The sequence below is a fragment of the Oleidesulfovibrio vietnamensis genome (genome assembly GCF_055388115.1).
Map to the genome: position 1 here is coordinate 2,308,176 of NZ_AP042419.1, position 20,927 is coordinate 2,329,102.

A 20,927-nucleotide genomic window follows, 5' to 3' on the forward strand; every position below is an offset into this window, starting at 1 on the left:
GGGAGAGGCCGTAGCAGCAAAACAATCACAGGCTTCCGCATTGCCGGAAGCGGCACGAAGTCATTACTTCAGGGAAAGACCATCCTCCTCACTCAAAGCGCCAGAAAAAAGGGCCGCCCCGCAAAGGGCGGCCCTTTTAAATGGCATCCGGATAAAACTATTCGCTGTGCGAGGAGTGCCTTGTCACTTCGATGACGGCATCAAGATGACGCAGCCTGTCGATGGTACGGTACAGATGAGCCACATCGCGTACCTCCACGGTCACATCCAGCTCCGAACGTCCGTCAACATTGGACCGCATGTGGCATGCATCGATATTCACCTGCTCTTCCGCCAGCAGTGTGGTAATCTTGGCAAAACCGCCTATTTCATTATGGCAAAGCATGTGGATGCGTGCCGGATAGGGTTTGCCTTCGGTGCCGTCCCAGAACACACTGATAAGGCGTTCCGGTTCCATGGCCTGCACGTTGACACAGTCCGACGTATGCACGGTCACCCCACGCCCGCGGCTGATATACCCCACAATGGCATCACCGGGCACCGGATTGCAGCATTTGCCGAAACGCACCAGCACATCGTCAACGCCCTTGATGCTCACACTGTCAGACTCACGACGCGACTTCTGTGGTTCCGGAGCTTTTACCTCCGGCTGACGTGCGGGTTCCTCTTCTTTGGGCAGCAGCTTGCGCAGCACCTTGCGCGGAGTAAGGCGGGCATACCCCACGGCAGAAAGCAGCTCTTCTACCTCGCGGTAAGAAAATTCTTCCGCCACAGGCATCAGACCGCCTTCCTTAAGCAGCTTGGGCACATTCAGCCCCATGCGCCGGCCCTGCTTTTCCAGCATTTCCCGGCCCAGTGCAATGCTGCGGCTGCGTTCTTCCGTACGGATATAGTTGTTGATACGGGTACGTGCCTTGGCTGTTTTGACAAACCGGAGCCAGTCGCGGCTGGGATGGCGGTTGGCATCGGTTATTATCTCAACGGTGTCGCCATTATGCAGCTTGGTCGAAAGCGGAACCAGCTTGCCGTTGACCTTGGCGCCGGAACAGTGGTCTCCCACCTTGGTATGTATCAGATAGGCAAAGTCGATGGGGCTTGCGCCTTCGGGCAGTTCCTTCACCTCGCCGCGCGGGGTGAAGACATAAACTTCTTCCTTGAAAAGATCGAATTTCAGCGACCGCATGAATTCGCGCGAGTCGCTTTCCATCTTCTGCCAGTCCAGCATTTCACGCAGCCAGGCAAACTGCCTGACGTCCTTGGATTTTACGCGCTGCCCCTCTTTGTACAGCCAGTGCGAAGCAACCCCGTGCTCCGCCATTCTGTCCATTTCCTCGGTACGTATCTGTATTTCTATGCGCTCGCCCCCGGGGCCCACAACAGTGGTGTGCAGGCTCTGATACATGTTGGCTTTGGGCATGGAAATGTAATCTTTGAACCGTCCGTGAATGGGCTTCCATGCGGCGTGTACAAGCCCCAGCATGGCGTAGCAGTTTTTTACGTCATCCACGATAACGCGGAACGCGATGACATCGGGCACCTCGTCCAGAGCAAGGTTCTGATGCACCATCTTGCGGTAGATGCTGTTGATATGTTTGATACGCCCTTTAACCTTGCCGGGAATATCGTTTTCATCCAGCATACCGCGCAGCAGACTGATGACATTGTCAATGTAGTCGCTGTCTGCAACCCGCTTTTTTTCCAGCCAGTCAGACAGCTGACTCCACACATCAGGACGCAGATACCGCAGCGAAAGGTCTTCCAGCTGCAGTTTAATGCGGTGCAGCCCCAGCCTGTTTGCCAGCGGGGCATAAATGTCCATGGTTTCCTGCGCGATGAGCTTCTGCTTGTGCGGTTTCTGAAAGTCCAGAGTGCTCATGTTATGCAGCCGGTCCGCCAGTTTGACGATGAGCACGCGGATATCTTCCGCCATAGCCAGAACCATCTTGCGGATGTTTTCGGCCTGCGCCTCTTCCTTGCTTTCAAACGTCATCTGGCTGATTTTAGTGACACCGTCCACGATATCAGCCACTTCTTCGCCGAAAAGCGAATCGATCTCTTCAATGCCGGTGCTCGTATCCTCCACCGTATCGTGCAAAAGACCGGCAGCGATGGAAGCCTCGTCAAGACGCATCTTTGCCAGACTGTGCGCCACGGCAAGCGGATGCATCAGGTACGGTTCACCGGAAAGACGCGTCTGTCCGGCGTGCGCGGCGGCAGAAAAGACATACGCTTTCTGGATAAGCGCAATGTCGGCGTCCTGCCTGTATTCGGCAATGGTATCGAGTATGTCCTGAATGCGGATCATTTATTTCTTCTTTGTCCCGTCTTCTGGTCCGGATGAGGAATAACGCTGCAGCCCGGCAGGAACCCACCAGCGGATGAAATTATGCATTATGCCCTTGGGCGCGGGTTCAACCCCTTTGAACCGGCTGTGCACAATGGGCAGAGCATAAGGTACATACAAAAAGGAATAGGGCTGTTCTTCGTGCAGGATGCGCTGCACTTCATCATACAACGGCTTTCTGCTGTCGCGGTCAAGCTTTGAGCGAGCCTGCTCAAGCAGCGTATCCACCCTGTCGTTACGGTATTTTGTCAGGTTCAACCCGCCGGCAACCGCCTGCGAGGAATGCCACACCATGAATATATCCGGGTCTTCCAGAATATTCCAGCCGAGCAGGATGGCATCAAAACGCCCTTTTTCCACAAATTCCTTGATAAAAGCCGCCCATTCCACAGTGCGGATGCGTACATCCACGCCAACCTGCTTAAGCTGGCTCTGGATGATCGTAGCCGCCTTCACGCGCTGATCATTTCCCTGATTGGTCAGTATGGTAAATGAAAAAGGCTTGCCCCCGCGCTCCAGTATGCCGTCCCCGTCGGCGTCGGCAAAACCTGCCTGCGAAAGGAGTCTGCGGGCTTCCTGCGGACTATAGGGGTAATCCGCAAGCTTGTCATTATATACCCATGTTCCCGGTTTGTAAGGCCCTACGGTGGCACGACCTTCCCCCAGCAGCACACCCGCGATAAGCGCATTCCTGTCTATGGCGCAGGAAAGCGCACGGCGCACAGGTGCTTCGTCAAAGGGGCTGCGCTCCATATTATACCCCAGAAAAGCATAGCCGAAAGACAGGTAGCGGAATTTATGCCACTGTGTGTCCCAGTCACCGCCGGTTGTCTGAAATTTATACTGCTGCGGGGTAAGCGACATCATATCGAGCCTGCCCGCTTTTAATTCAAGGAACATGGTAGCCAAATCAGGAATGTTGCGGTAAACCACCTCATCAATATACGGGCGCCCTTCAAAGTAGGTGTCGCTGGCTTCCAGCACCACCCTGCTTCCGGGCACCCATTCTTTCAGCCTGTAGGGCCCAGCCCCCACGGGCTTTCGCAATAACGGCGTCGTCAGCAGATCCTGCCCCTCCAGCCGGTGCCTGGGCAGTATGTCACTCATCCACGTGATGAGGGAACGCGCAAAAGGTTTTTCGTAGCGCACCTCTACGGTGTACCGGTCTACTTTACGGAATTCCTTTACCGCCAGAAAATCACTGGCGTACGCCGTGGGGGTTTTGGGGTCAATCATCAGCCTGTAGGTAAATTCGACATCGTCTGCTGTCAGTTCCGTACCGTCCTGCCATTTTATTCCTTTACGGAGTCGAAAACGCAACAGCGTTCCGCCTTCTTCCACGTCATAGGATTCGGCAGCCCACGGAACAATCTCCAGATTTTTGTCGTATTGCAGCAGGCCTATGTAAAGCCAGCTGGTTATCTCGCGCGAGACACTGTCTGACGCAAGCGCGCTGATAAGGTTGGTGGGTTCGCCTATGGACCCTATGATTATACGGCCACCGTAGGCTGGTTCGCCGTCATTCTGCGTTCCGGAGGGGGAACCTGTGACGGCAGAAACCACAGTGGCGTTTCCGGCGGTTCCGCCGGAAGGCTTGTCACCGGCACTGTTGTCACATGCCGTGACAGTCAGCAAAAACAGCATGCTGACAAAAACAACATAAACACGATTCATGAAAACCTCGCAGGCTATTGCCAATTCCGGCGGATACGGTATTCTCGGTCGATGGGGCACAGGTCGCACGACCTATGATAAACATCTACCAAAGTTCCGTTGCGTTGAAAACAGTAAGGTTTTCACCTAGTACTAGAAACGGCCTTGCACCGCATGCAATGCACACTCGAGGCGGGAGCTGCTGCAGCAGACATAAAAAGGCCGCAAAGGAGCTAGATCACACCATGGATAGAAAAGAGGAGACGACCGTAAAGACGATGTTGCAGGAATTCGTGACGGACACGATTCCGGAATACATCATCGACGGTTCGCATAATATCCTCAACAGCGGGGGAGTCCTTAAACTTAGCCTGAAAAAAGGTGAGGGCTACTGGGATGTTGAGGCACATATCCAAGGCGATGACTTTCAGAACTATTCGCCCAAACTTTCTTTGAGCATCGGTGAAGAAACCGTAAACTACATGTGCAACTGTCCGGATTCTTTTTCCGGCGTGTGCAGACATGTGGGGGCTGCGGCTCTCAAGCTGCTGGCTTCGCTTGAAACATCGGACGATGCGGAACCGGTTGCCCCGAAAACCGAGTGGCGCCAGAGCTTCCGCAATTTTTTCTCCACCGAGCTGGAGCCGGAAGCGGGCAAACACTATCTGATATTCCGCTTTCATCCCGAACCGGGCAGACTGCAGGTTTCGCTGTTCCGTGCCCGGCAGAACAAATCCGGTCTTTCCACCGTTCACAACGAAATCACTCTGGAACAGATCATCCGCAATCCGGACTGGTGCGAGCTGTCGCCCGATCTGCCGGCAGTGGCCCATCAGATAGGTCAGTACCTTGACTATCACGGGCACAGAATAGAAATACCCGACGGACTGCTTACATGGTTTCTGTGGACCATACGCAACGAATATTACCTTTTCTGGCAGGAAACGGAAAAGCCCTGCCACATAGACAGCTCGACCATGAGACTCAAGCTGCAGCCCCGCCTTGCGGAAGACGGCCTCGGCTTTGACGTCCTGCTGCACCGCGAGGGCAAGCCGCCGCAGTCCATTCTGGACTCGGAAGTGACCTTTCACGGACAGCTGCCGCTCTGGGTATGCTGGCGCCGCGGTTTCTACCCCGTGCACACCAGCCTCAGTTCCGGACTGGTTCAGGAAATGGTGCAGCATCCGCCGGCTATCCCGCAGGAAGACATTTCCGAATTTCTGGACAGGGTATGGACACAGCTGCCGGCTTCCGACCTGTATGGGCAGGAAGAGTTTCTTGAGCATATGGAGCCGATTTTCGTCCCCGCCAGCTACAATCCCAAACTGTATCTGGACGAGGAAGGAAGTCTGCTTACACTGCAGATCCAGAACATCTACGAAACAATACACGGCGAATTCCTGCTGCCCGGTCCCAATCCCGAATTCCAGACAGGCAGTTATCCTTTTGAAGGACATACGTTCCTGCTGCGCCGTCAGCAGGAGGAAGAAGCAGCGCTCACTCAGAAGCTCATCGAAATGAACTTCCAGCCGCGTAACAACCGTGTCTGGTTTCTCGAGCCTGAAGAAGCCATCAATTTCCTGCTGGATGCCTACCCCAAGCTCATTGCGGAATACCGCGTGTACGGCGAAAAAGCGCTTTCGCGTTATAAAGTGCGCCTTTCACAGCCGGTCATCTCTGCCAAGGTGGAATCCAACGAGGAAGAAAAATGGTTCTCGCTGGATCTTAATGTGGAATATGACGGCCAGAGTGTACCCATTGAAAAAATCTGGAAGGCATGGACACAGGGCAAGCGCTATGTGCAGCTGAAAGACGGCTCTTACACCAGCCTGCCCGAGTCATGGCTGAAGACTCTGGGGCACAAGCTGCGGGCCATGGGACTGGACCCTGAAAAGGCTCCTAAAAAGCGTTTTGAACAGTACGAAGCCCCGCTTCTGGACAATCTTCTTGAAGATCTGCCCGAAGTACAGACCGATTCTTTCTGGAACGCACTGCGTGAAAAAATTCATACCTTTAAAGAAATCACTCTCATTGAGCCGCCGCAGGGACTGAATGCAACTCTGCGCGGATATCAGCAGCAGGGACTGAGCTATCTCAACTTTCTGCGGGAGTACGGTTTCGGCGGTATACTTGCAGACGAGATGGGCCTTGGCAAAACCATCCAGACCCTTTCTTTCATCCAGTATATGGTTGAAACAGGCCGCACGGGTCCCAACCTGATCGTGGTGCCCACATCGGTGCTGCCCAACTGGGACCGCGAAGCGGAAAAATTCGTTCCGGGGCTGCGCAGGCTTATCATCTACGGCACCCGCCGCGAAAACATGTTCAGCCATATCTCGGAATCAGATCTGGTCATCACAACCTATGCCCTGCTCCGCCGCGACCTGGAGGAACTGCAGGAACACGAATTCAATTCGCTGATTCTGGACGAAGCGCAGAACATTAAAAACCCGAACACCATCACGGCACGTTCCGTGCGCAAAATCAACGCCGGACTGCGCATATGTCTCTCGGGTACGCCCATTGAAAACAACCTGTTCGAACTCTGGTCGCTCTTTGAATTCCTTATGCCGGGCTTCCTTGGTTCGCAGCACAGCTTCCAGCGCGGTATCATAAAGCCCATCAAGGACGGTGATCCCGAAACTCTGGAATATCTGCGTACGCGGGTTAAACCGTTCATTCTGCGACGGACAAAGTCGGAAGTGGCCAAGGACCTGCCGCCCAAGGTGGAAAACGTTTACTACTGCGCCCTTGCAGAAGAACAGCAGGAACTTTACGGCGCACTGGCCAAAAAACTCAAAGATCAGGTCATGGCCGACGTGGACGAAAAAGGCATTGCCAAAAGCCAGATGTCCATACTGGACGCCCTGCTCAAGCTGCGTCAGATATGCTGCCACCCGCGTCTGCTCAAACTGGACATGCCGGGCCTGACCACCAACCTGCCTTCCGGCAAGTTCGATGCCTTCAAAGACATGATCACCGATATTGTCGAAGAAGGTCACAAGGTGCTGGTTTTCTCGCAGTTTGTTCAGATGCTGCATATCATCCGTTCTTGGCTGCAGATAAACGACATGCCGTTCTGCTATCTGGACGGCACCAGCAAAGACAGGTTCGATCAGGTTGACCGGTTCAACGATTCGCCCGATATTCCCATCTTCCTCATTTCACTGAAGGCAGGCGGCACCGGGCTGAACCTGACCAGCGCCGACTATGTCATCCATTACGACCCGTGGTGGAACCCGGCGGTGGAAAATCAGGCAACGGACCGTGCACACCGTATCGGCCAGAAGAATCAGGTGTTCGCATACAAAATGATCTGCCAGAACACCGTGGAAGAAAAAATCCTCAAGCTGCAGGATATGAAACGCGGCGTGGCCGACGCCATCATCCCCGGGCAGGACAGCTGGAAATCGCTTACCCGCGATGATCTCGAAATGCTTTTCGACGTCTGATGCCCTTTTTGCAAACATCAGCCCCGCTGCGGAGGATTCCTCTGCAGCGGGGCTTTGTTATTTATACCACATGCTACGGCAGTACATCTATGCGGCCGCGCAAGATACACCGCTACTCGTGCATTGCCCGTCCGAAGCGCCTGCTTCGCCATTCCTGATACCCCATAAGCAGATGCCACTGCACCGGTACGACAAAAAGGGTAAGAAAGGTAGCCGTGCACAGGCCGGTTACAAACGTGGAAGCCATGGACCCCCAAACCAGTGAATAGCTGGGGATACCTACCGCCATGGGCAGCAGCCCCAGCATGGTTGTAAGGGTGGTCAGCAGTATGGGCCGCAAGCGGATGCGCATGCCCTCTATGGCTGCGGCAGTTCTGTCCAGTCCGTCACGGTAGAGTTTGTTCATGAAATCCACCAGCACCAGTGAATCGTTGACCACCACGCCGGTAACCCCCACAGTGGCCACAAAGCTGTTTACCGTAAACAGTGTACGGGTGAAAAACGTACCGAAAACAACACCGGTCAAAGCAAAAACAACAGCCGAAAGGATAATGAGCGGCTGAACGTATGACTGAAACTGTGTGGCCAGAATCACATAAATGATCAGCACCGCCAGCACAAACGCCATCATCAGAGACTGAAAAGAGCGTTGCGTACTGGCAAATTCACCGCTGAAGTCAAGAGTGGCTCCGGGGAAATCATTTTCTATTTTTCTGTAGTGTTCCTGCACGGCATGAATGACAAACTGGGGCGATATGGCTGCATCAGGCCTGATGTTGGCTGTCAGGGTAACCGCACGCTGCCGCTGATAACGGTTCAGCTGGCCTACCTCTCTGTATGAAGAGACAGTGCACAAATCTCCCAGCCGCACCGGCCCGCTGCTGTGTTCCAGCACCGGTACATCCAGCGCGTCCTCAGGCCTTTCCAGAAACACGTTGTCTATTTTCAGCCGCAGGTCCACATCTTCATCAGCCAGACGGAATTCCCCGACAAAACGCCCGTCAAGAACAGAACCGGCCAGTCCGGCCACTGTACGGGTGTCCAGCCCGTATTCTGCCGTACGCTCTTCGCGCGGGCGGAACCGGAAGACATAGCTTGGCTGACCGGTGTCATCGCCCAGATCCATAAGGTGCGGAGCTATGTCGGCACGCTGTTCCAGAAAGGTCTGCATGGCCGCCGCAAGACCAGAAACCGATGCGGGGTCGCTGCCCAGCACGCGCACGTTGACGTCTTTGCCCACGGGGGGACCGTCCTTTTCGGCGCGCACACGCACGCGCCAGCCTGCCGGCGTGTGCTGTGCAATGCGGCTCCGGACATCATCAAGGTGTGCCTGCGGATCGTTACGGGGATAATCGGCAAAGTGCTGCTGACCGGTCACGGGCAGTTCCACCGTCACCATACCCAGATTCGACCCGTGGACTGTCTGATAGTCATCGTCCAGATAATAACCTGCCACGCCCGAGGCAGAACGCGTCATGCCCGCGCCGAGGCTGTCCATGAACTGAGCAAACCCGCGTATGACACGGGATGTTTCACTGATAGGAGTGGCTTCCGGTGCTTCCACGGAAATGTAAAAGGTGGTGTAGTTATCAGGAAAGAACTTAATGCGCATGAGCGGCATGACTCCGCTCATGGAAACGCCGAAAATGAATACAGCCACGGAAAAAGCGGCAAGCACCGCCCCCAGAGTAAGCCAGCGGAAACGCATGCTGAACCGCAGAAGCCGCTCTGCCAGATTGCGCAGAGCAATCATGAAAGGCTTTTCACGGGTATGGTCAGCATCGCCGGATGCCAGCCGGCCTCTGCCCGGCCAATCCAGAAAATGCAGCGGCAGAATGAACAGACACTCCACCAGTGAAGCAACCAGCGCAAAGCTGATGGCCTTGGGAATAAGCGCAAAAAACTGCCCTGTGGAGCCGGTCATGATAAGCATGGGCAAAAAGGCGGCCACCGTTGTGGCTGTGGCCGAGACAATGGGCAGGGCGACTTCGGCCGTTCCGTTGACCACGGCCTCGCGCAGCGGGCTTCCGGCCTGCACGTGGCGGTAGATGTTTTCCACCACCACCACGGCGTCATCCACGATGATGCCCGCCACCAGCACAAAGGAGAAGAGTGTTATTTCGTTCAGCGAATTGCCGGTAAGCTTCATCAGCACCATGGTGACAAGAAACGCAAAGGGAATGCCCACTGAAGTGACCATGGCGTTTCTGAATCCCATGAACAGCCATATGACGGCGCATACCAGCACAATACCAAGCAGCAGGTTGGAACCCAGCGTGCTCATGGCCTGATCAATATGACTGCGCTGATCACGGGTTATAACCGCTTCGACACCTTCTCGTTCCAGCACCGGAGCATATTCCGCCAGCACGGCTTCCACAGCCTTTCCGATGTCCAGCGCATTGCCGTTATCCAGTTTGATTACATTAACAGCCACGCTGTCGCGCCCGTTGACTGAGGCAATTACCTCCGGCTCGCGGTACGAGACAAAAGCACCGCTCATCACGTCACCCACGCGGACAAACGAACCGTCACCATCCCGCCGGATGATTGTTCCGGCAATATCGTCGCGCGAACGGAACCGTTCATCCACCAGCAGGGCGTATTCCTTGCCATGGCTGGAAAAATCGCCCGCCGGCACAGAAACATTGCCTGCCGCAAGCGCCGCGGCAACCTCGTCGAATGTCACCCCGTAACGGCTCATGCGGTGCGGGTCCAGCTCCACATGGTATTCACGGGTGTATTCGCCCTCTATGGTCACTTCCTTTACGCCGGGCAGCCGCTCAAGATAAATCTTCAGTTCTTCCGCCATCAGCGTCAGGGCCCTGTTGGAGCGGTCGCCCACCAGGTTCACGGACATCACCGGCATCCATGTGTCCATATCTATCTTGATGAACTGCGGCGGGTCCATCGCGTCGGGCAGATCATTCTGGACGGACAGCACCCGGAAGCGCAGTTCGTCATACTGTGCGTCGTAGTCCGTATCGTCCAGAAACTTCACAATGACATCGGACCGCTGGCGGTAAGATGTGGCCCTGACAAATTCCACATTCTCCAGACCGTCAAGCGCATCTTCTATCTTTGTCGTCACCAGCGCTTCAACCTCCTGCGGCGAAGCACCGGGCAAAAAGCCCACCACGACAACCTTGCCCATATCCACGTTGGGATACCGTTCGACAGGCAGCGAAAACGTGGCAAACACGCCCACCACCATCAGCAATACAAACAGCAGGTTAAGCAGCACCGTCTGGCGCAGGGTAAAGCGTACTACAGATTTCATATACGGCTCCGCTACCCTGCCTCGGGGGTGACAAGAAAGACATCACCGGCATGCACCTGCGCGGAACGCACACGCATGGTACCTGCCTGTTCACCGGGGCCCAGTACCAGCACGCGGACACGCTCTCCGTCGGGGCGCACCAGAAACCAGTCCTCGTACGCCCTTGTCAGAGCAGACTGAGGCACCGCCACGGCGCCCCCTTCATCCGGCATACGCAGGGCAAGCTCTGTCCGGATGCCGCCGCGCAGGACGCCGGTTTCGCCGGTTACCTGCAGGTCGACGTTGATCTTGCGTGTGGCGGGGTCAAAGTCGGGCGAAACTCGCTCCACAACGGCAGAAATACGCGTACCGCTGTCGGGCAGAGTCAGTTCTATGCGCTCCATTGCCTTCAGGGCTTCAAACTCGCGCACGCTGAGCGCCAGCGGCACAAGCAGGGTATCAAAGTCGCCGATTACGGCCAGCTTCTGCCCCTGCGTCACCCACTCTCCCGGCTCCACACTGCGTTCGATGACGCGCCAGCCCGAAGGTGCACTGATGGTATGCCGCCGCAGGCGTTCTGCCAGTGTCATTTCATCAATGCGCAACCGTTCCAGCTGCTGTCTGGCGGTCACCAGATCGCGCACAATACCGTCCAGCTGCGACTGCGCCGCGTGTTTGCCGCCCACAAGATTCCGGTACCTTGAAGTTTCCTTGTCAAAATACGCCACATCACTTTTCAGGCGCTGCTGATCGGCCCTGTTGGCCTGCAGTTCCAGCCTGATAAATGTGGTGTCCAAGGTCGCAAAAACACCTTTTTCACCTATGGGGTCACCCACGTCGGCGTACACCTGCGTGCAGCGCGCCGGAACTTCGCTCACCAGCGCAAGGCGGGTACGCGGCCGCGTAAAACCGGTCAGGGTGACCACTCTGTGCGCCGGTTCCACCACAAAAACAGCCGCCGCACTCTGTGCGGCGGACGGCAGACAACACGCCTGCCACACTCCCAGAAATGCGGCAAGCAACAGAATTATCTTCAGCGCCGGAGCGCCTTTTCCCTCAATCATATTCCTCCTCTGGCAGCCCGTGCCAGCCCGGCAATAAAATCCGGTACCCTGTCAATCATCGCATGTGTATCCAGCGCCCCCATCATCAGCGGAGCCCTGCCATTCAGTATCAGACTTACCAGCCCGTGCACCAGAGACCACATGCTGCTGACCACGGTTGTCACATCGCTTCCGGCAAAATACCCCAGTTCCAGACATTCCGCTGCCGTCGAGTGCAGCAGCACAAGAGCATCATCGGGCAGACCGTCCGGCAGCGAGCCGGCATCGAATTCGTAAAACGGCGTACGAAACATAAGCTCATAATATTCCAGATTATCAAGCCCGAAAGACACATACGCCCTGCCAAGCTGCTGCAGCCTGAGCAAAGGGTCGGCGGCATCTGCCGCCCCCATGAGGGCATCGTTCAACAACACGATACCTTCACACCTCAGTTCCCACAGAATGGATTCCCTGCTTCCGAAATACCGGTACAGCACCGCGGCACTGCATCCGACCTCACGTGCCAAATTACGCATGGAAACACTGCCCGCACCGTCGTGTGCGAACATCCGGCGGGCGGCATCAAGAATAATCCTGCGCTTTACATCATGCTTGATGCTCTTTGCGCTATGCGTGGGGGTATGTGCCTGCTGCATCCGGCATGGGCTACATCGCATTATAAAAAAAGTAAACAGTGTTCACTTTTTTTATAATGCGATGCCAGCACTACGGCAGAGCGGATTGTTCCGGCGCCCTGCGGGTTGCAGTCAGAACGCGGTTTCTTCAATGCGGCGGCGCAAAGCGTCCAGCAGTGCCGTGGCCCTGCGCACATCAGTGCCGTCTGTACCGCTGAAAATCGTCTGGATCATTTCGTTTTCTTTGCAGACTGCCGCATTGTACGCCTGCTGTCCGGCAGCAGTAAGCACCGCCAGTCTGGACCGTTTATGCTTGGGATTATCTCTGAATTCCAGCAGTCCGGTAAGGTGCAAGTCGTTGCATACTGTCTGAATGAACTGCCGGGAAACACCCAGAGCAAAGGCGATATCAGGAACTGTAAGCGGTCCGGATTCGGCAATCTGCGTTGCCACACGCTTCTGCGGGGTAGTCATGCCGCTTTGCTCGTGCACACTGTCCATAATAATACCCAGCGCCGCATTCAGTCTGACAACCTGCCGGAAAAGATCGTGCAACTCCGCGCCGCAGGCGCATGTATGCGGCTTCATTACAGCCACCTTCTGACACTGAGACAAAACTCTTCATATCTGTTTCCAAACGCGGCACGGAGGTAGGCTTCTTCCCGCGGGACAACATGCAGATGCAGATACAGTAACAGCATAAACGCAGCACCCAGCAGCCACAGGCTTGCCATCATCACGCCTATACCGGCCATAATGGCCACCCCGCCGGTATACATGGGGTTACGGCTGTAACGGTAAGCCCCTTCAGCCACCAGCATATGCGAAGGGCTGTCGGTGCGTACCTGCACCTTTCGGCTTGTAAACAGGTTATGCCCCCACATCATGAACGCGCCTCCTGCCAGCACCAGAAAAAGCCCCGCCGGCACATGCAGAAAACGGCCGCTTAACGGCAGTGAAGTAGGAAAGACAAACTCAAGCACGCCTCCAGCCACAAGGCAGGCATAAAAAAACAACGGCGGAAGAATCCATACTTGCGGCGGCTGCAGCGCAGCGGTTGATTTTGCGGGCATAAGCACCTCCCTGTCATATTGACAATAAAAATGTCATATTGACAACTAAATTGTCAATATATCGATCAGGCAACGCCCGCTCATAAAAAAAGCCGCCCGAAGGCGGCTCAGCAGACTCAAACACAGCGGAAATACAAGCACAAACGGCCAGCCTGCATATTCCGGCAACAAGGGGAAAAAAAAATATGGCCGGCACTGCACCCGCTACAGATACCAGAGCACCGGAAAGGCCCCTCGCAGCGCAGCATGCACGGCCGACACAAGGACCACAGTAATCAGCGACCGGAGGCACTCCTCAACCTGCCGCGCAGACCGGCGACGGTGGCTGCTATGTCATCTGCTCCCGTAATGGCAGAAACGAGCGCGCAGCAGCGCGCCCCGTGAGCCGCCACTTCCTCGATATTATGTTCCTTGATGCCGCCTATGGCCACAAAGGGCACAGTGTGGTTTGCAGCCACATAATCAAGGTATTCAAACCCCACAGGCGCACAGACATCTTTTTTGGTACGGGTGAAAAAAACAGGCCCCACCCCTATATAATCAGCGCCCTGTGCAACAGCGTCACAGCACTGCTCCGGCGAATGGGTGGAAAGCCCGATGATTTTTCCGTCGCCCACAAGACGACGCACTTCCGGTACGGGAATGTCTTCCTGCCCCACATGTACGCCGTCCGCATCGCACAGCATGGCCACATCAATATGATCGTTGACAATAAAGCAGCAACCGGCATCTCTGGTCAGCTTGCGAATTTCCATGCATTCACGCAGCATTTCACCGGCTTTTTTGTCTTTTTCACGATATTGAATCACTCTGGCGCCGCCCTGCAGCATGGCACGGACAACCTCCACGGTATCACGCCCGCGTGAAAGTCCGGCATCGGTCAGACAATAGATATCCCAGTCAGCCATATTATTCTTCATCACTCCTGCTCCCTGATACAATCTGCCGTCACGCAGGGGCCCAGAATCCGGCAAAGAACTGCGTCCGCCTGCATGGCGGCAGCCATCTGTACCCGCGGCGCCATAGGGGGTACCCCCGGGACCACGGCAGTCTGCATGTCTCCCACCACCACGCCGGCATTCCGCACTCCGCGCACCTGCATACCGGGGCCGCCCCAGCCGCCCATGCCCGAAGCGCTTACAAAAAAAATCCCGTGCTCCATGCAGTAGGAAACAATCATGCTCTTGGTTGCGGCATCATCCACAGCCTCCACCACTACGGAGCAACTGCCGAACAAATCATGCAGCAATGTGCGGTCAATACGCACCTGATGCACGCTCAGAACCAGTTCCGGTTCCAGGGCATACAGGTTGTCGGCCAGCGCGCGCACCTTGGGCTTCCCGACCTGCTGCGGCGTGAACCACTGTCTGTTCAGATTGGAAGGTTCCACATGGTCATGATCGGCCAGCACCAGATTACGGATGCCGCTGCGCACCAGCATGGCCGCACAGTTGGAACCCAGTCCTCCGGCACCGGCAATCCCCACCACAGCACCTGCCAGAAGCTCAAGCTGATGCTCCTTCAGGTGACTGCCCAACCCCCTGCGCAACATACCCGTCATACCGCGCAGCTGTCTTCCAGCGGATGCCAGTCTTTAAACACGGCCTGATAACCGGCCCGGCTTACGGCTTCAACCACCTCGTCCACACTGCGCGGGTCAGAAATTTCAAACTGCCCTACAGAGGAATGTTCGCTTTCAGCATGTCCGCCCACAGCGGTGGATACACCGGCACTCATGCGGGTCACTCCCAGCGGTATCAGATTATCGCGGAATGCAGGCCGTTCGCGCGTGGAAATGGTAATGCCGCACCGCGGCAGAAAAAGCCGCATGGCCAGCAGTATCTGCACCAGCGCACGATCATCCACGTCACACACCGGCTGAAAACTGCCGGCATAAGGACGCATACGCGGCAGCGAAACAGCAATATCCACTCCCGGATACCTGTGCTGCAGCCAAAGGGCATGCATACCCGTCATAAAAGCATCACGCTGCCACTGATCCAGTCCGAGCAACGCACCTATATTCACATTGCGCATTCCGGCACGGCATGCTCTTTCCGGCGCCCCCAGCCTGAAATGATAATTGCTTTTGGGACCGGCAGGATGCAATGACGGGTACAAAGCCTCGTTATATGTTTCCTGAAAAAGTGTCATGCCGTCCACACCGGCAACGGCAAGTGTGCGGTACTCAGGCTCGGTCAGGGCGTACACTTCAATACTCAGTGACGGAAACAGAGGACGCAACACGCGCACACAGTCGCGGATGTAGTCAACGGAAGCCTTTGCCGGAGCCTCGCCGGTCAGCAGCAGCAGATGGCGCAGTCCTGTGGCGGCTATGGCCTGCCCTTCGCGCAGCACGCCCGCAGCATCCAGCTGCATGCGGTCTATGCCACTGCAGGCATTGAAGCTGCAATACACGCACCTGTTTGTACACCAGTTTGAAAGGTACAGCGGAGTAAACAGCTGGATGGTGCGGCCGAACTGGCGCACCGTGACATCACGGGCCTTATGCGCCATTGATTCCATGTACGGACGGGCTGCGGGTGAAAGCAAAGCCAGAAAGTCTTCCGGAGAAAGGGTATCCTTTGCCAGAGCCTGCCGCACTCTGTATCCGTCAGCCGCCATGCAGGCGGCCTGCACATCCACATCCTGCAACTGGCGGACAACTTCGTAAAAACCTCCCGCCTGTGCGGTTCTCACACTCATGTCAGCGCTGATTTCACTCATCACGCTCCCCGTCATTTTCTCATGGCTGCACATCATGAATCCAGAAAGCCCAGCAAAGGCGAAGAAGCCTGCGCCTGCCCTTCCAGCACGGCGCCTGTTCCGGCCAGCCAGGCTCTGCGCCCGGCCCGCACTGCAGCGCCGAATGCCGATGCCATAAGAACAGGATCGCCCGCAGAAGCTATGGCCGTATTGACAAGACAGGCTGCAGCGCCCATTTCCATTGCCTCGCAGGCCTGCGAAGGACGCCCTATTCCGGCATCGACAATGACGGGCAGTTCAATCTCTTCAATAAGAATACCTATCATCTCCTGCGTGCGCAGCCCTCTGTTGGTTCCTATGGGGGCCCCCAGAGGCATGACCGCAGCGGCTCCCGCACTGACAAGGTCGCGCGCCACATACAGGTCGGGATTCATGTACGGCAAAACCACAAAACCGTCCCGTGCCAGTATCTCAGTGGCTTTTGCAGTTTCATACCCGTCCGGCAGCAGATACCTGCTGTCCGAAATCACCTCGATTTTAATCCAGTCGCCGCACCCTGCGGCGCGGGCCAGCCGGGCGATGCGCACGGCTTCTTCAGCCGTGCGCGCCCCGGATGTGTTGGGTAAAAGCTGCATATGCTGCGGAATGTGCTGCATGACGTTGCCTGCGGCAGCCTGCATGTCCACACGCCGCAATGCCACCGTAATCACCTGTGCGCCGCTGGCTTCTGCCACCCGGGGTATGAGACTGTCGGAGCCGTACTTGCCGGTGCCTATGAAAAGACGACTTTCCAGAGCGCGTCCGCCAAGTACCAGTGGATCGTTGTTGTGTGTTGTTGTGTGTTCCATTAGCCCCCTCCTACAAAGTGCAGGATTTCCAGTTCATCCCCTTCGTGCAACACCGTTGCCGCAAATGCGTCCGGCGGTATGATGGCGCGGTTGCATTCCACAACCACCGCAGCTGCATTCAGACCTTTACCCTTCAGCAGTTCGCTGACGGTGAGTCCGGAAGGTATCTCTTCCTCTTTACCATTCACCCTGATGTTCATTGTTCCGCCTTTTGTTCTGCACCCGACAGGCCGCAGCGTCCGGCAACGCCGGAATCTTCCGGCGGGCGGCGCGCTGCTGTCTTTCATACATCGGACATAAAAAAAGCGGCCTGCCCGAAAGACAAGCCGCAGCATTTCCGCAATGAAAATATCATGGCTTCCCTTCGGCAGTGTTAACTGCATCAGGTTCAAGGGGTCAGAAGCTTTGCGCTTCAATCTCAGCCTGACAAGGCCCCCCCAGCACTGGCGCATACGCGCCCTGGTCATACATACAAAAAAAGCCGGCTCAGGCCGGCTGCATATGTATGATATGTCTGCCAGCTTCCCTACGGCGGTTACCCGCATCAGGTTCCAAGGGTCAGAAACTCCTGTTTCAATCTCAGCCCGTACGGGCACCCCTAGCTGTTTGACCGCACAGTAGCCGACCGGCCACATGCTGTAAAGCACTTATTTGTAAAAAAAGCACCGGCCGGAGTCTTCCGGCCGGTGCGACTTTTGCTCACGGCAGCAGGCACCCGACACGCTGTCAGGATCATCTGCCTGTTTCTACAGAAACTTTTCCACTCCGGCGTAGGGCATATCAAATGCTTCAGCCACACCTTTATATGTGATTTCGCCATCGATCACGTTGGCACCCAGCGCAATTTCACGGCTGTCCTGCATGGCTTTTTTCCACCCTTTATCCGCCAGAGTCACGGCATAGGGCAACGTGGCATTGGTCAGAGCCAGTGTGGAGGTTTTTGCCACGGCGCCGGGCATGTTGGCCACGCAGTAATGCACCACATCGTCCACCACAAACGTGGGATCCTTGTGTGTTGTGGGATGAGAAGTTTCAAAACATCCGCCCTGATCAATGGCCACATCCACCAGTACGGATCCGCGCTTCATGGTTTTTATCATCTCACGTGTTACAAGACGCGGAGCCTTGGCGCCGGCAACCAGTACGGCACCCACCACCACGTCAGCCTCGCGTACCAGCTTGCGCAGCGTGGCGGGAGAAGACATCAGAGGAAAGCAGTTGGCCGGCATGATATCGCTGAGGTGACGCAGCCGGTCAAGATTCATATCAAGAATGTACACCTTTGCGCCCAGACCGCATGCCATCTTGGCGGCATTGGTACCCACCACTCCGCCGCCTATGACTACAACTGTACCCGGATCAACCCCGGGAACGCCGCCCAGCAGCACGCCGTGCCCGCCCTGTGTCATCTCCAGATATTTGGCACCCTGCTGAATGGCCATCCGCCCGGCCACTTCGCTCATGGGAGTAAGCAGCGGCAGGCTTCCGTCCGGCTTCTGAATGGTTTCATACGCGATGCATACCGCCTTGCTGTCCACCAGAGCCTTGGTAAGCTTTTCATCTGCGGCAAGGTGCAGATAGGTGAACACAATCTGTCCTTCACGGATAAGGCCGTATTCAGAAGGCAGAGGTTCTTTGACGTGCATAACCATATCAGCGCGGGCATAAATCTCTGCAGGAGTCTCTACAATTTCCGCTCCGGCTCTGGTGTAGGCCTCGTCCAGAAATCCGCTGCCCGTCCCCGCATTTTTCTCCACCAGCACGGTATGTCCATGATGCACCATCACTTCCGCACCGGCAGGCGTCATGGACACCCGGTTCTCTTCGGACTTTATTTCTTTGAGAATGCCTACGATCATATTGCTTTCCTCCACGCTGAAATATGCAAAGCAGCAGACACCATGCCTGCGCCCTTTTCATAAGAAAGCAAACACCTTGCCAGAATGCGGAGCTAAAAAACAACGGAAGAAAAGTAAAAGTGAGGCCGGAAAAAAGATGTTTAAAAACAGAACATTATTTTGATGAAAATATCAAAAAAGACTGTACTGCTATTGCAGAAATGAGTGATTGAACAGCTAGAAATGGTAAAAAAACAAACCAGCGAAACAAAGAATACGCACTATCTATCTGTTTTAAATAACCATGTGCATGATGGTCAAAAATCAAACCATTTGGACATAAATCAAACCGAACCGACACCCAGTTTGCGCATTTTTGCCAACAGTGAGGAGTGAGAAACCCCGAGAGCCTGCGCCGCCTTGCGGATACTCGGCGTTCTTGTCAGGGCATCGCGTATGACACCGCGTTCAAAGTCGGCCACAGCATCGCGCAGTCCTGTACTGGCAACACGCGCCCCCTGCCGTAACGCCTGCCGCGACATGCCGGCTTCGATTTCATGGCTGAAAAGTATATGTGACTGGCGCACTATCTGCCCCTGACACAATATGGCCGCACGCTCCACAACGTTTTTCAACTCCCGGACATTACCCGGCCAATGATGCGCGCGCAGCTTGTCCAGCGCATCGGGGGTAAGCGAACGCGCCGGCTTGTCCAGCCGCGCCGCGAGATTCAGCAAAAAATGCTCCACCAGCAGCGGGATATCGTCCAGCCGCTCTTTTAGCGGGGGTATGTGGATAGGCAGCACATTGATGCGGTAATACAAATCCTGCCGGAAGCGTCCTTCTTCCACCAGCCGCTCAAGAGTTCTGTTGGTGGCGGTTATAATGCGCGTGTCCACCGCCACTTCCTGCGAACCTCCCAGCCGGCGCATTCTGCTTTCCTGTATGACGCGCAGGATTTTCACCTGCGATGCAAGCGGCATATCGCCTATCTCGTCCAGAAAAAGAGTTCCGCCCCGGGCCACTTCAAACAGCCCCTGTTTGCCCTCGCGCCTGCCGCCTGTGAACGCCCCGCGCTCATAGCCGAAAAGCTCGCTTTCCAGCAGTTGCTCGGGCAGTGCAGCACAGTTTACAGGAACAAAAGGTCCGCTGCGCCTGCTGGCTGTATGAATGGCACGGGCAAAAAGCTCTTTGCCCGTTCCGCTTTCTCCGCGGATGGAAATGATGGAGTCTGTTGCCGCAACCTGCTCTGCAAAGCTGATGGCAAAAGCGATGGCAGCATCCCTGCCGACAATATCGCCAAATCCGATCTGTTCCGGATCGGTTATGGAACGGGCCAGCTGTCGGATTTCACGCATATCGCGGGCCAGTTCCACAGCCCCGACAATGCGGTCATTGGAGTCGCGTATGGGACGGCGGGTCACAAAGTACTGTACCCGCCCGTCAGAGGTGGCTATCTCACGCTTGGCATTAAGCAGCTCCTTACCCTCAAGGCACTCCAGAAGCCCGTTATCCGGCAGTCCCAGAGAAGCAAGCGGCTTGCCCGCCGCATCTGGGCCGCAGCCGTAAACCTGACGCAGAACGGCATTGATGGCTGTCACCCTGCCCCGAGCATCGATGGACAGCACTCCGTCACTGATATTGTCCAGCACGACCTTGAAACGCTTTTCACGTTCTTCACCGGGCAATGTTTCCATAATGCGGAATTCCAGCAGGTCGGGAATTCTGCTGAGCACTTTAAAAAGCGCCGCCCGCTCCACGGCCTCGTCCCACTTTTCCGCCTCGATATATACAAAGGCTTTGTCAGTCTTACGTTCCACCTCCATGGAAGAAATGGAAAATGCATGGCCGGCCAGCAATGAAGAAAGGTCGGAAACAACACCCACGCGGTCTTTGAAAATAAGTTCAAGCTTGAGCTTCATACCATGCCGTTTACGGATACAGAATTATCAGCCGCCACCAGGCGGCTCAGGAAGTGCCCGCTGCAAAGCAAAGCCAGTAAAACACCGTTTTACCGGACAAACAAGCCTGCAAAGCTGTTCCGCTCCGCAGGCTTTGCACGCCGGATATACGGTT

At 55.7% G+C, this 20,927-nt stretch carries 15 protein-coding genes and 2 riboswitches; of the genes, 1 reads left to right on the forward strand and 14 read right to left on the reverse strand.

Features of this window, described 5'->3' with window-relative positions; translation table 11 throughout:
• Positions 1-157: 157 nt before the first annotated feature.
• Positions 158-2,305, reverse strand: a complete 2,148-nt coding sequence (locus ACZ5D1_RS10330; RefSeq protein WP_011367526.1) for a RelA/SpoT family protein — start codon at positions 2,303-2,305, stop codon at positions 158-160.
• Complete coding sequence (locus ACZ5D1_RS10335) at positions 2,306-4,018, reverse strand: peptide-binding protein (RefSeq protein WP_051363845.1); 1,713 nt, start codon at positions 4,016-4,018, stop codon at positions 2,306-2,308.
• 224 nt (positions 4,019-4,242) lie between these two features.
• Here ACZ5D1_RS10335 and ACZ5D1_RS10340 point away from each other — a divergent pair, with 224 nt between their 5' ends.
• Positions 4,243-7,449 carry a DEAD/DEAH box helicase gene (locus tag ACZ5D1_RS10340; RefSeq protein WP_011367523.1) on the forward strand — a complete coding sequence of 1,069 codons (3,207 nt, stop codon included), beginning with the start codon at positions 4,243-4,245 and terminating at the stop codon, positions 7,447-7,449.
• A gap of 112 nt (positions 7,450-7,561) precedes the next feature.
• On the opposite strand, the gene ACZ5D1_RS10345 is transcribed toward ACZ5D1_RS10340, so the two are convergent.
• The 12 genes from ACZ5D1_RS10345 to ACZ5D1_RS10400 all read right to left on the reverse strand — a co-directional run bounded on the left by ACZ5D1_RS10345 (position 7,562) and on the right by ACZ5D1_RS10400 (position 20,773).
• Positions 7,562-10,729, reverse strand: a complete 3,168-nt coding sequence (locus ACZ5D1_RS10345; RefSeq protein WP_455696081.1) for an efflux RND transporter permease subunit — start codon at positions 10,727-10,729, stop codon at positions 7,562-7,564.
• Between the two features lie 11 nt (positions 10,730-10,740).
• Entirely contained in the window at positions 10,741-11,772 is a 1,032-nt protein-coding gene (locus ACZ5D1_RS10350) for an efflux RND transporter periplasmic adaptor subunit (RefSeq protein ID WP_464554831.1), read from the reverse strand.
• On the reverse strand, positions 11,769-12,407 hold the full coding sequence (locus ACZ5D1_RS10355; RefSeq protein ID WP_464554833.1) for a TetR/AcrR family transcriptional regulator: 639 nt from the start codon (positions 12,405-12,407) through the stop codon (positions 11,769-11,771). The genes ACZ5D1_RS10350 and ACZ5D1_RS10355 overlap by 4 nt, the downstream gene beginning before the upstream one ends.
• A 111-nt stretch (positions 12,408-12,518) precedes the next feature.
• A complete protein-coding gene (locus ACZ5D1_RS10360) occupies positions 12,519-12,974 on the reverse strand; it encodes a MarR family winged helix-turn-helix transcriptional regulator (protein ID WP_464554835.1) in 456 nt (151 codons plus the stop codon).
• Positions 12,974-13,459: a methyltransferase family protein gene (locus ACZ5D1_RS10365; RefSeq protein ID WP_011367518.1), complete on the reverse strand. Its 486-nt coding sequence runs from the start codon at positions 13,457-13,459 to the stop codon at positions 12,974-12,976. The genes ACZ5D1_RS10360 and ACZ5D1_RS10365 overlap by 1 nt, the downstream gene beginning before the upstream one ends.
• A gap of 275 nt (positions 13,460-13,734) precedes the next feature.
• Positions 13,735-14,379 (reverse strand): thiamine phosphate synthase, encoded by a 645-nt coding sequence (thiE, locus tag ACZ5D1_RS10370; RefSeq protein WP_011367517.1) that lies wholly within the window; start codon positions 14,377-14,379, stop codon positions 13,735-13,737.
• Positions 14,379-15,020 carry a sulfur carrier protein ThiS adenylyltransferase ThiF gene (thiF, locus tag ACZ5D1_RS10375; RefSeq protein WP_027181393.1) on the reverse strand — a complete coding sequence of 214 codons (642 nt, stop codon included), beginning with the start codon at positions 15,018-15,020 and terminating at the stop codon, positions 14,379-14,381. Before thiF ends, thiE begins: the two co-directional genes overlap by 1 nt.
• Positions 15,017-16,186, reverse strand: coding sequence for a 2-iminoacetate synthase ThiH (thiH, locus tag ACZ5D1_RS10380; protein WP_464554837.1), 1,170 nt, complete (start codon positions 16,184-16,186; stop codon positions 15,017-15,019). The genes thiF and thiH overlap by 4 nt, the downstream gene beginning before the upstream one ends.
• 32 nt (positions 16,187-16,218) lie before the next feature.
• Positions 16,219-17,013 (reverse strand): thiazole synthase, encoded by a 795-nt coding sequence (locus ACZ5D1_RS10385; protein WP_011367514.1) that lies wholly within the window; start codon positions 17,011-17,013, stop codon positions 16,219-16,221.
• Positions 17,013-17,213: a sulfur carrier protein ThiS gene (gene thiS / locus ACZ5D1_RS10390; RefSeq protein WP_011367513.1), complete on the reverse strand. Its 201-nt coding sequence runs from the start codon at positions 17,211-17,213 to the stop codon at positions 17,013-17,015. Before thiS ends, ACZ5D1_RS10385 begins: the two co-directional genes overlap by 1 nt.
• Positions 17,214-17,355: 142 nt before the next feature.
• A riboswitch (TPP riboswitch) is annotated at positions 17,356-17,462 on the reverse strand.
• 57 nt (positions 17,463-17,519) lie between these two features.
• A riboswitch (TPP riboswitch) is annotated at positions 17,520-17,623 on the reverse strand.
• Positions 17,624-17,759: 136 nt separating this feature from the next.
• Positions 17,760-18,872, reverse strand: coding sequence for an alanine dehydrogenase (ald, locus tag ACZ5D1_RS10395; protein WP_027181395.1), 1,113 nt, complete (start codon positions 18,870-18,872; stop codon positions 17,760-17,762).
• Between the two features lie 323 nt (positions 18,873-19,195).
• Entirely contained in the window at positions 19,196-20,773 is a 1,578-nt protein-coding gene (locus ACZ5D1_RS10400; protein ID WP_464554840.1) for a sigma 54-interacting transcriptional regulator, read from the reverse strand.
• Positions 20,774-20,927 lie beyond the last annotated feature (154 nt).

Coding starts and splice junctions, on each gene's coding strand:
- ACZ5D1_RS10385 (WP_011367514.1), bottom strand. CDS start 17,013: ATGGAACACACAACAACACACAACAACGATCCACTGGTACTTGGCGGA.
- ACZ5D1_RS10400 (WP_464554840.1), bottom strand. CDS start 20,773: ATGAAGCTCAAGCTTGAACTTATTTTCAAAGACCGCGTGGGTGTTGTT.
- ACZ5D1_RS10345 (WP_455696081.1), bottom strand. CDS start 10,729: ATGAAATCTGTAGTACGCTTTACCCTGCGCCAGACGGTGCTGCTTAAC.
- thiH (WP_464554837.1), bottom strand. CDS start 16,186: ATGAGTGAAATCAGCGCTGACATGAGTGTGAGAACCGCACAGGCGGGA.
- ACZ5D1_RS10355 (WP_464554833.1), bottom strand. CDS start 12,407: ATGCAGCAGGCACATACCCCCACGCATAGCGCAAAGAGCATCAAGCAT.
- thiF (WP_027181393.1), bottom strand. CDS start 15,020: ATGACGGGTATGTTGCGCAGGGGGTTGGGCAGTCACCTGAAGGAGCAT.
- ACZ5D1_RS10330 (WP_011367526.1), bottom strand. CDS start 2,305: ATGATCCGCATTCAGGACATACTCGATACCATTGCCGAATACAGGCAG.
- ACZ5D1_RS10365 (WP_011367518.1), bottom strand. CDS start 13,459: ATGCCCGCAAAATCAACCGCTGCGCTGCAGCCGCCGCAAGTATGGATT.
- ACZ5D1_RS10350 (WP_464554831.1), bottom strand. CDS start 11,772: ATGATTGAGGGAAAAGGCGCTCCGGCGCTGAAGATAATTCTGTTGCTT.
- ald (WP_027181395.1), bottom strand. CDS start 18,872: ATGATCGTAGGCATTCTCAAAGAAATAAAGTCCGAAGAGAACCGGGTG.
- thiE (WP_011367517.1), bottom strand. CDS start 14,379: ATGAAGAATAATATGGCTGACTGGGATATCTATTGTCTGACCGATGCC.
- ACZ5D1_RS10340 (WP_011367523.1), top strand. CDS start 4,243: ATGGATAGAAAAGAGGAGACGACCGTAAAGACGATGTTGCAGGAATTC.
- ACZ5D1_RS10335 (WP_051363845.1), bottom strand. CDS start 4,018: ATGAATCGTGTTTATGTTGTTTTTGTCAGCATGCTGTTTTTGCTGACT.
- thiS (WP_011367513.1), bottom strand. CDS start 17,213: ATGAACATCAGGGTGAATGGTAAAGAGGAAGAGATACCTTCCGGACTC.
- ACZ5D1_RS10360 (WP_464554835.1), bottom strand. CDS start 12,974: ATGAAGCCGCATACATGCGCCTGCGGCGCGGAGTTGCACGATCTTTTC.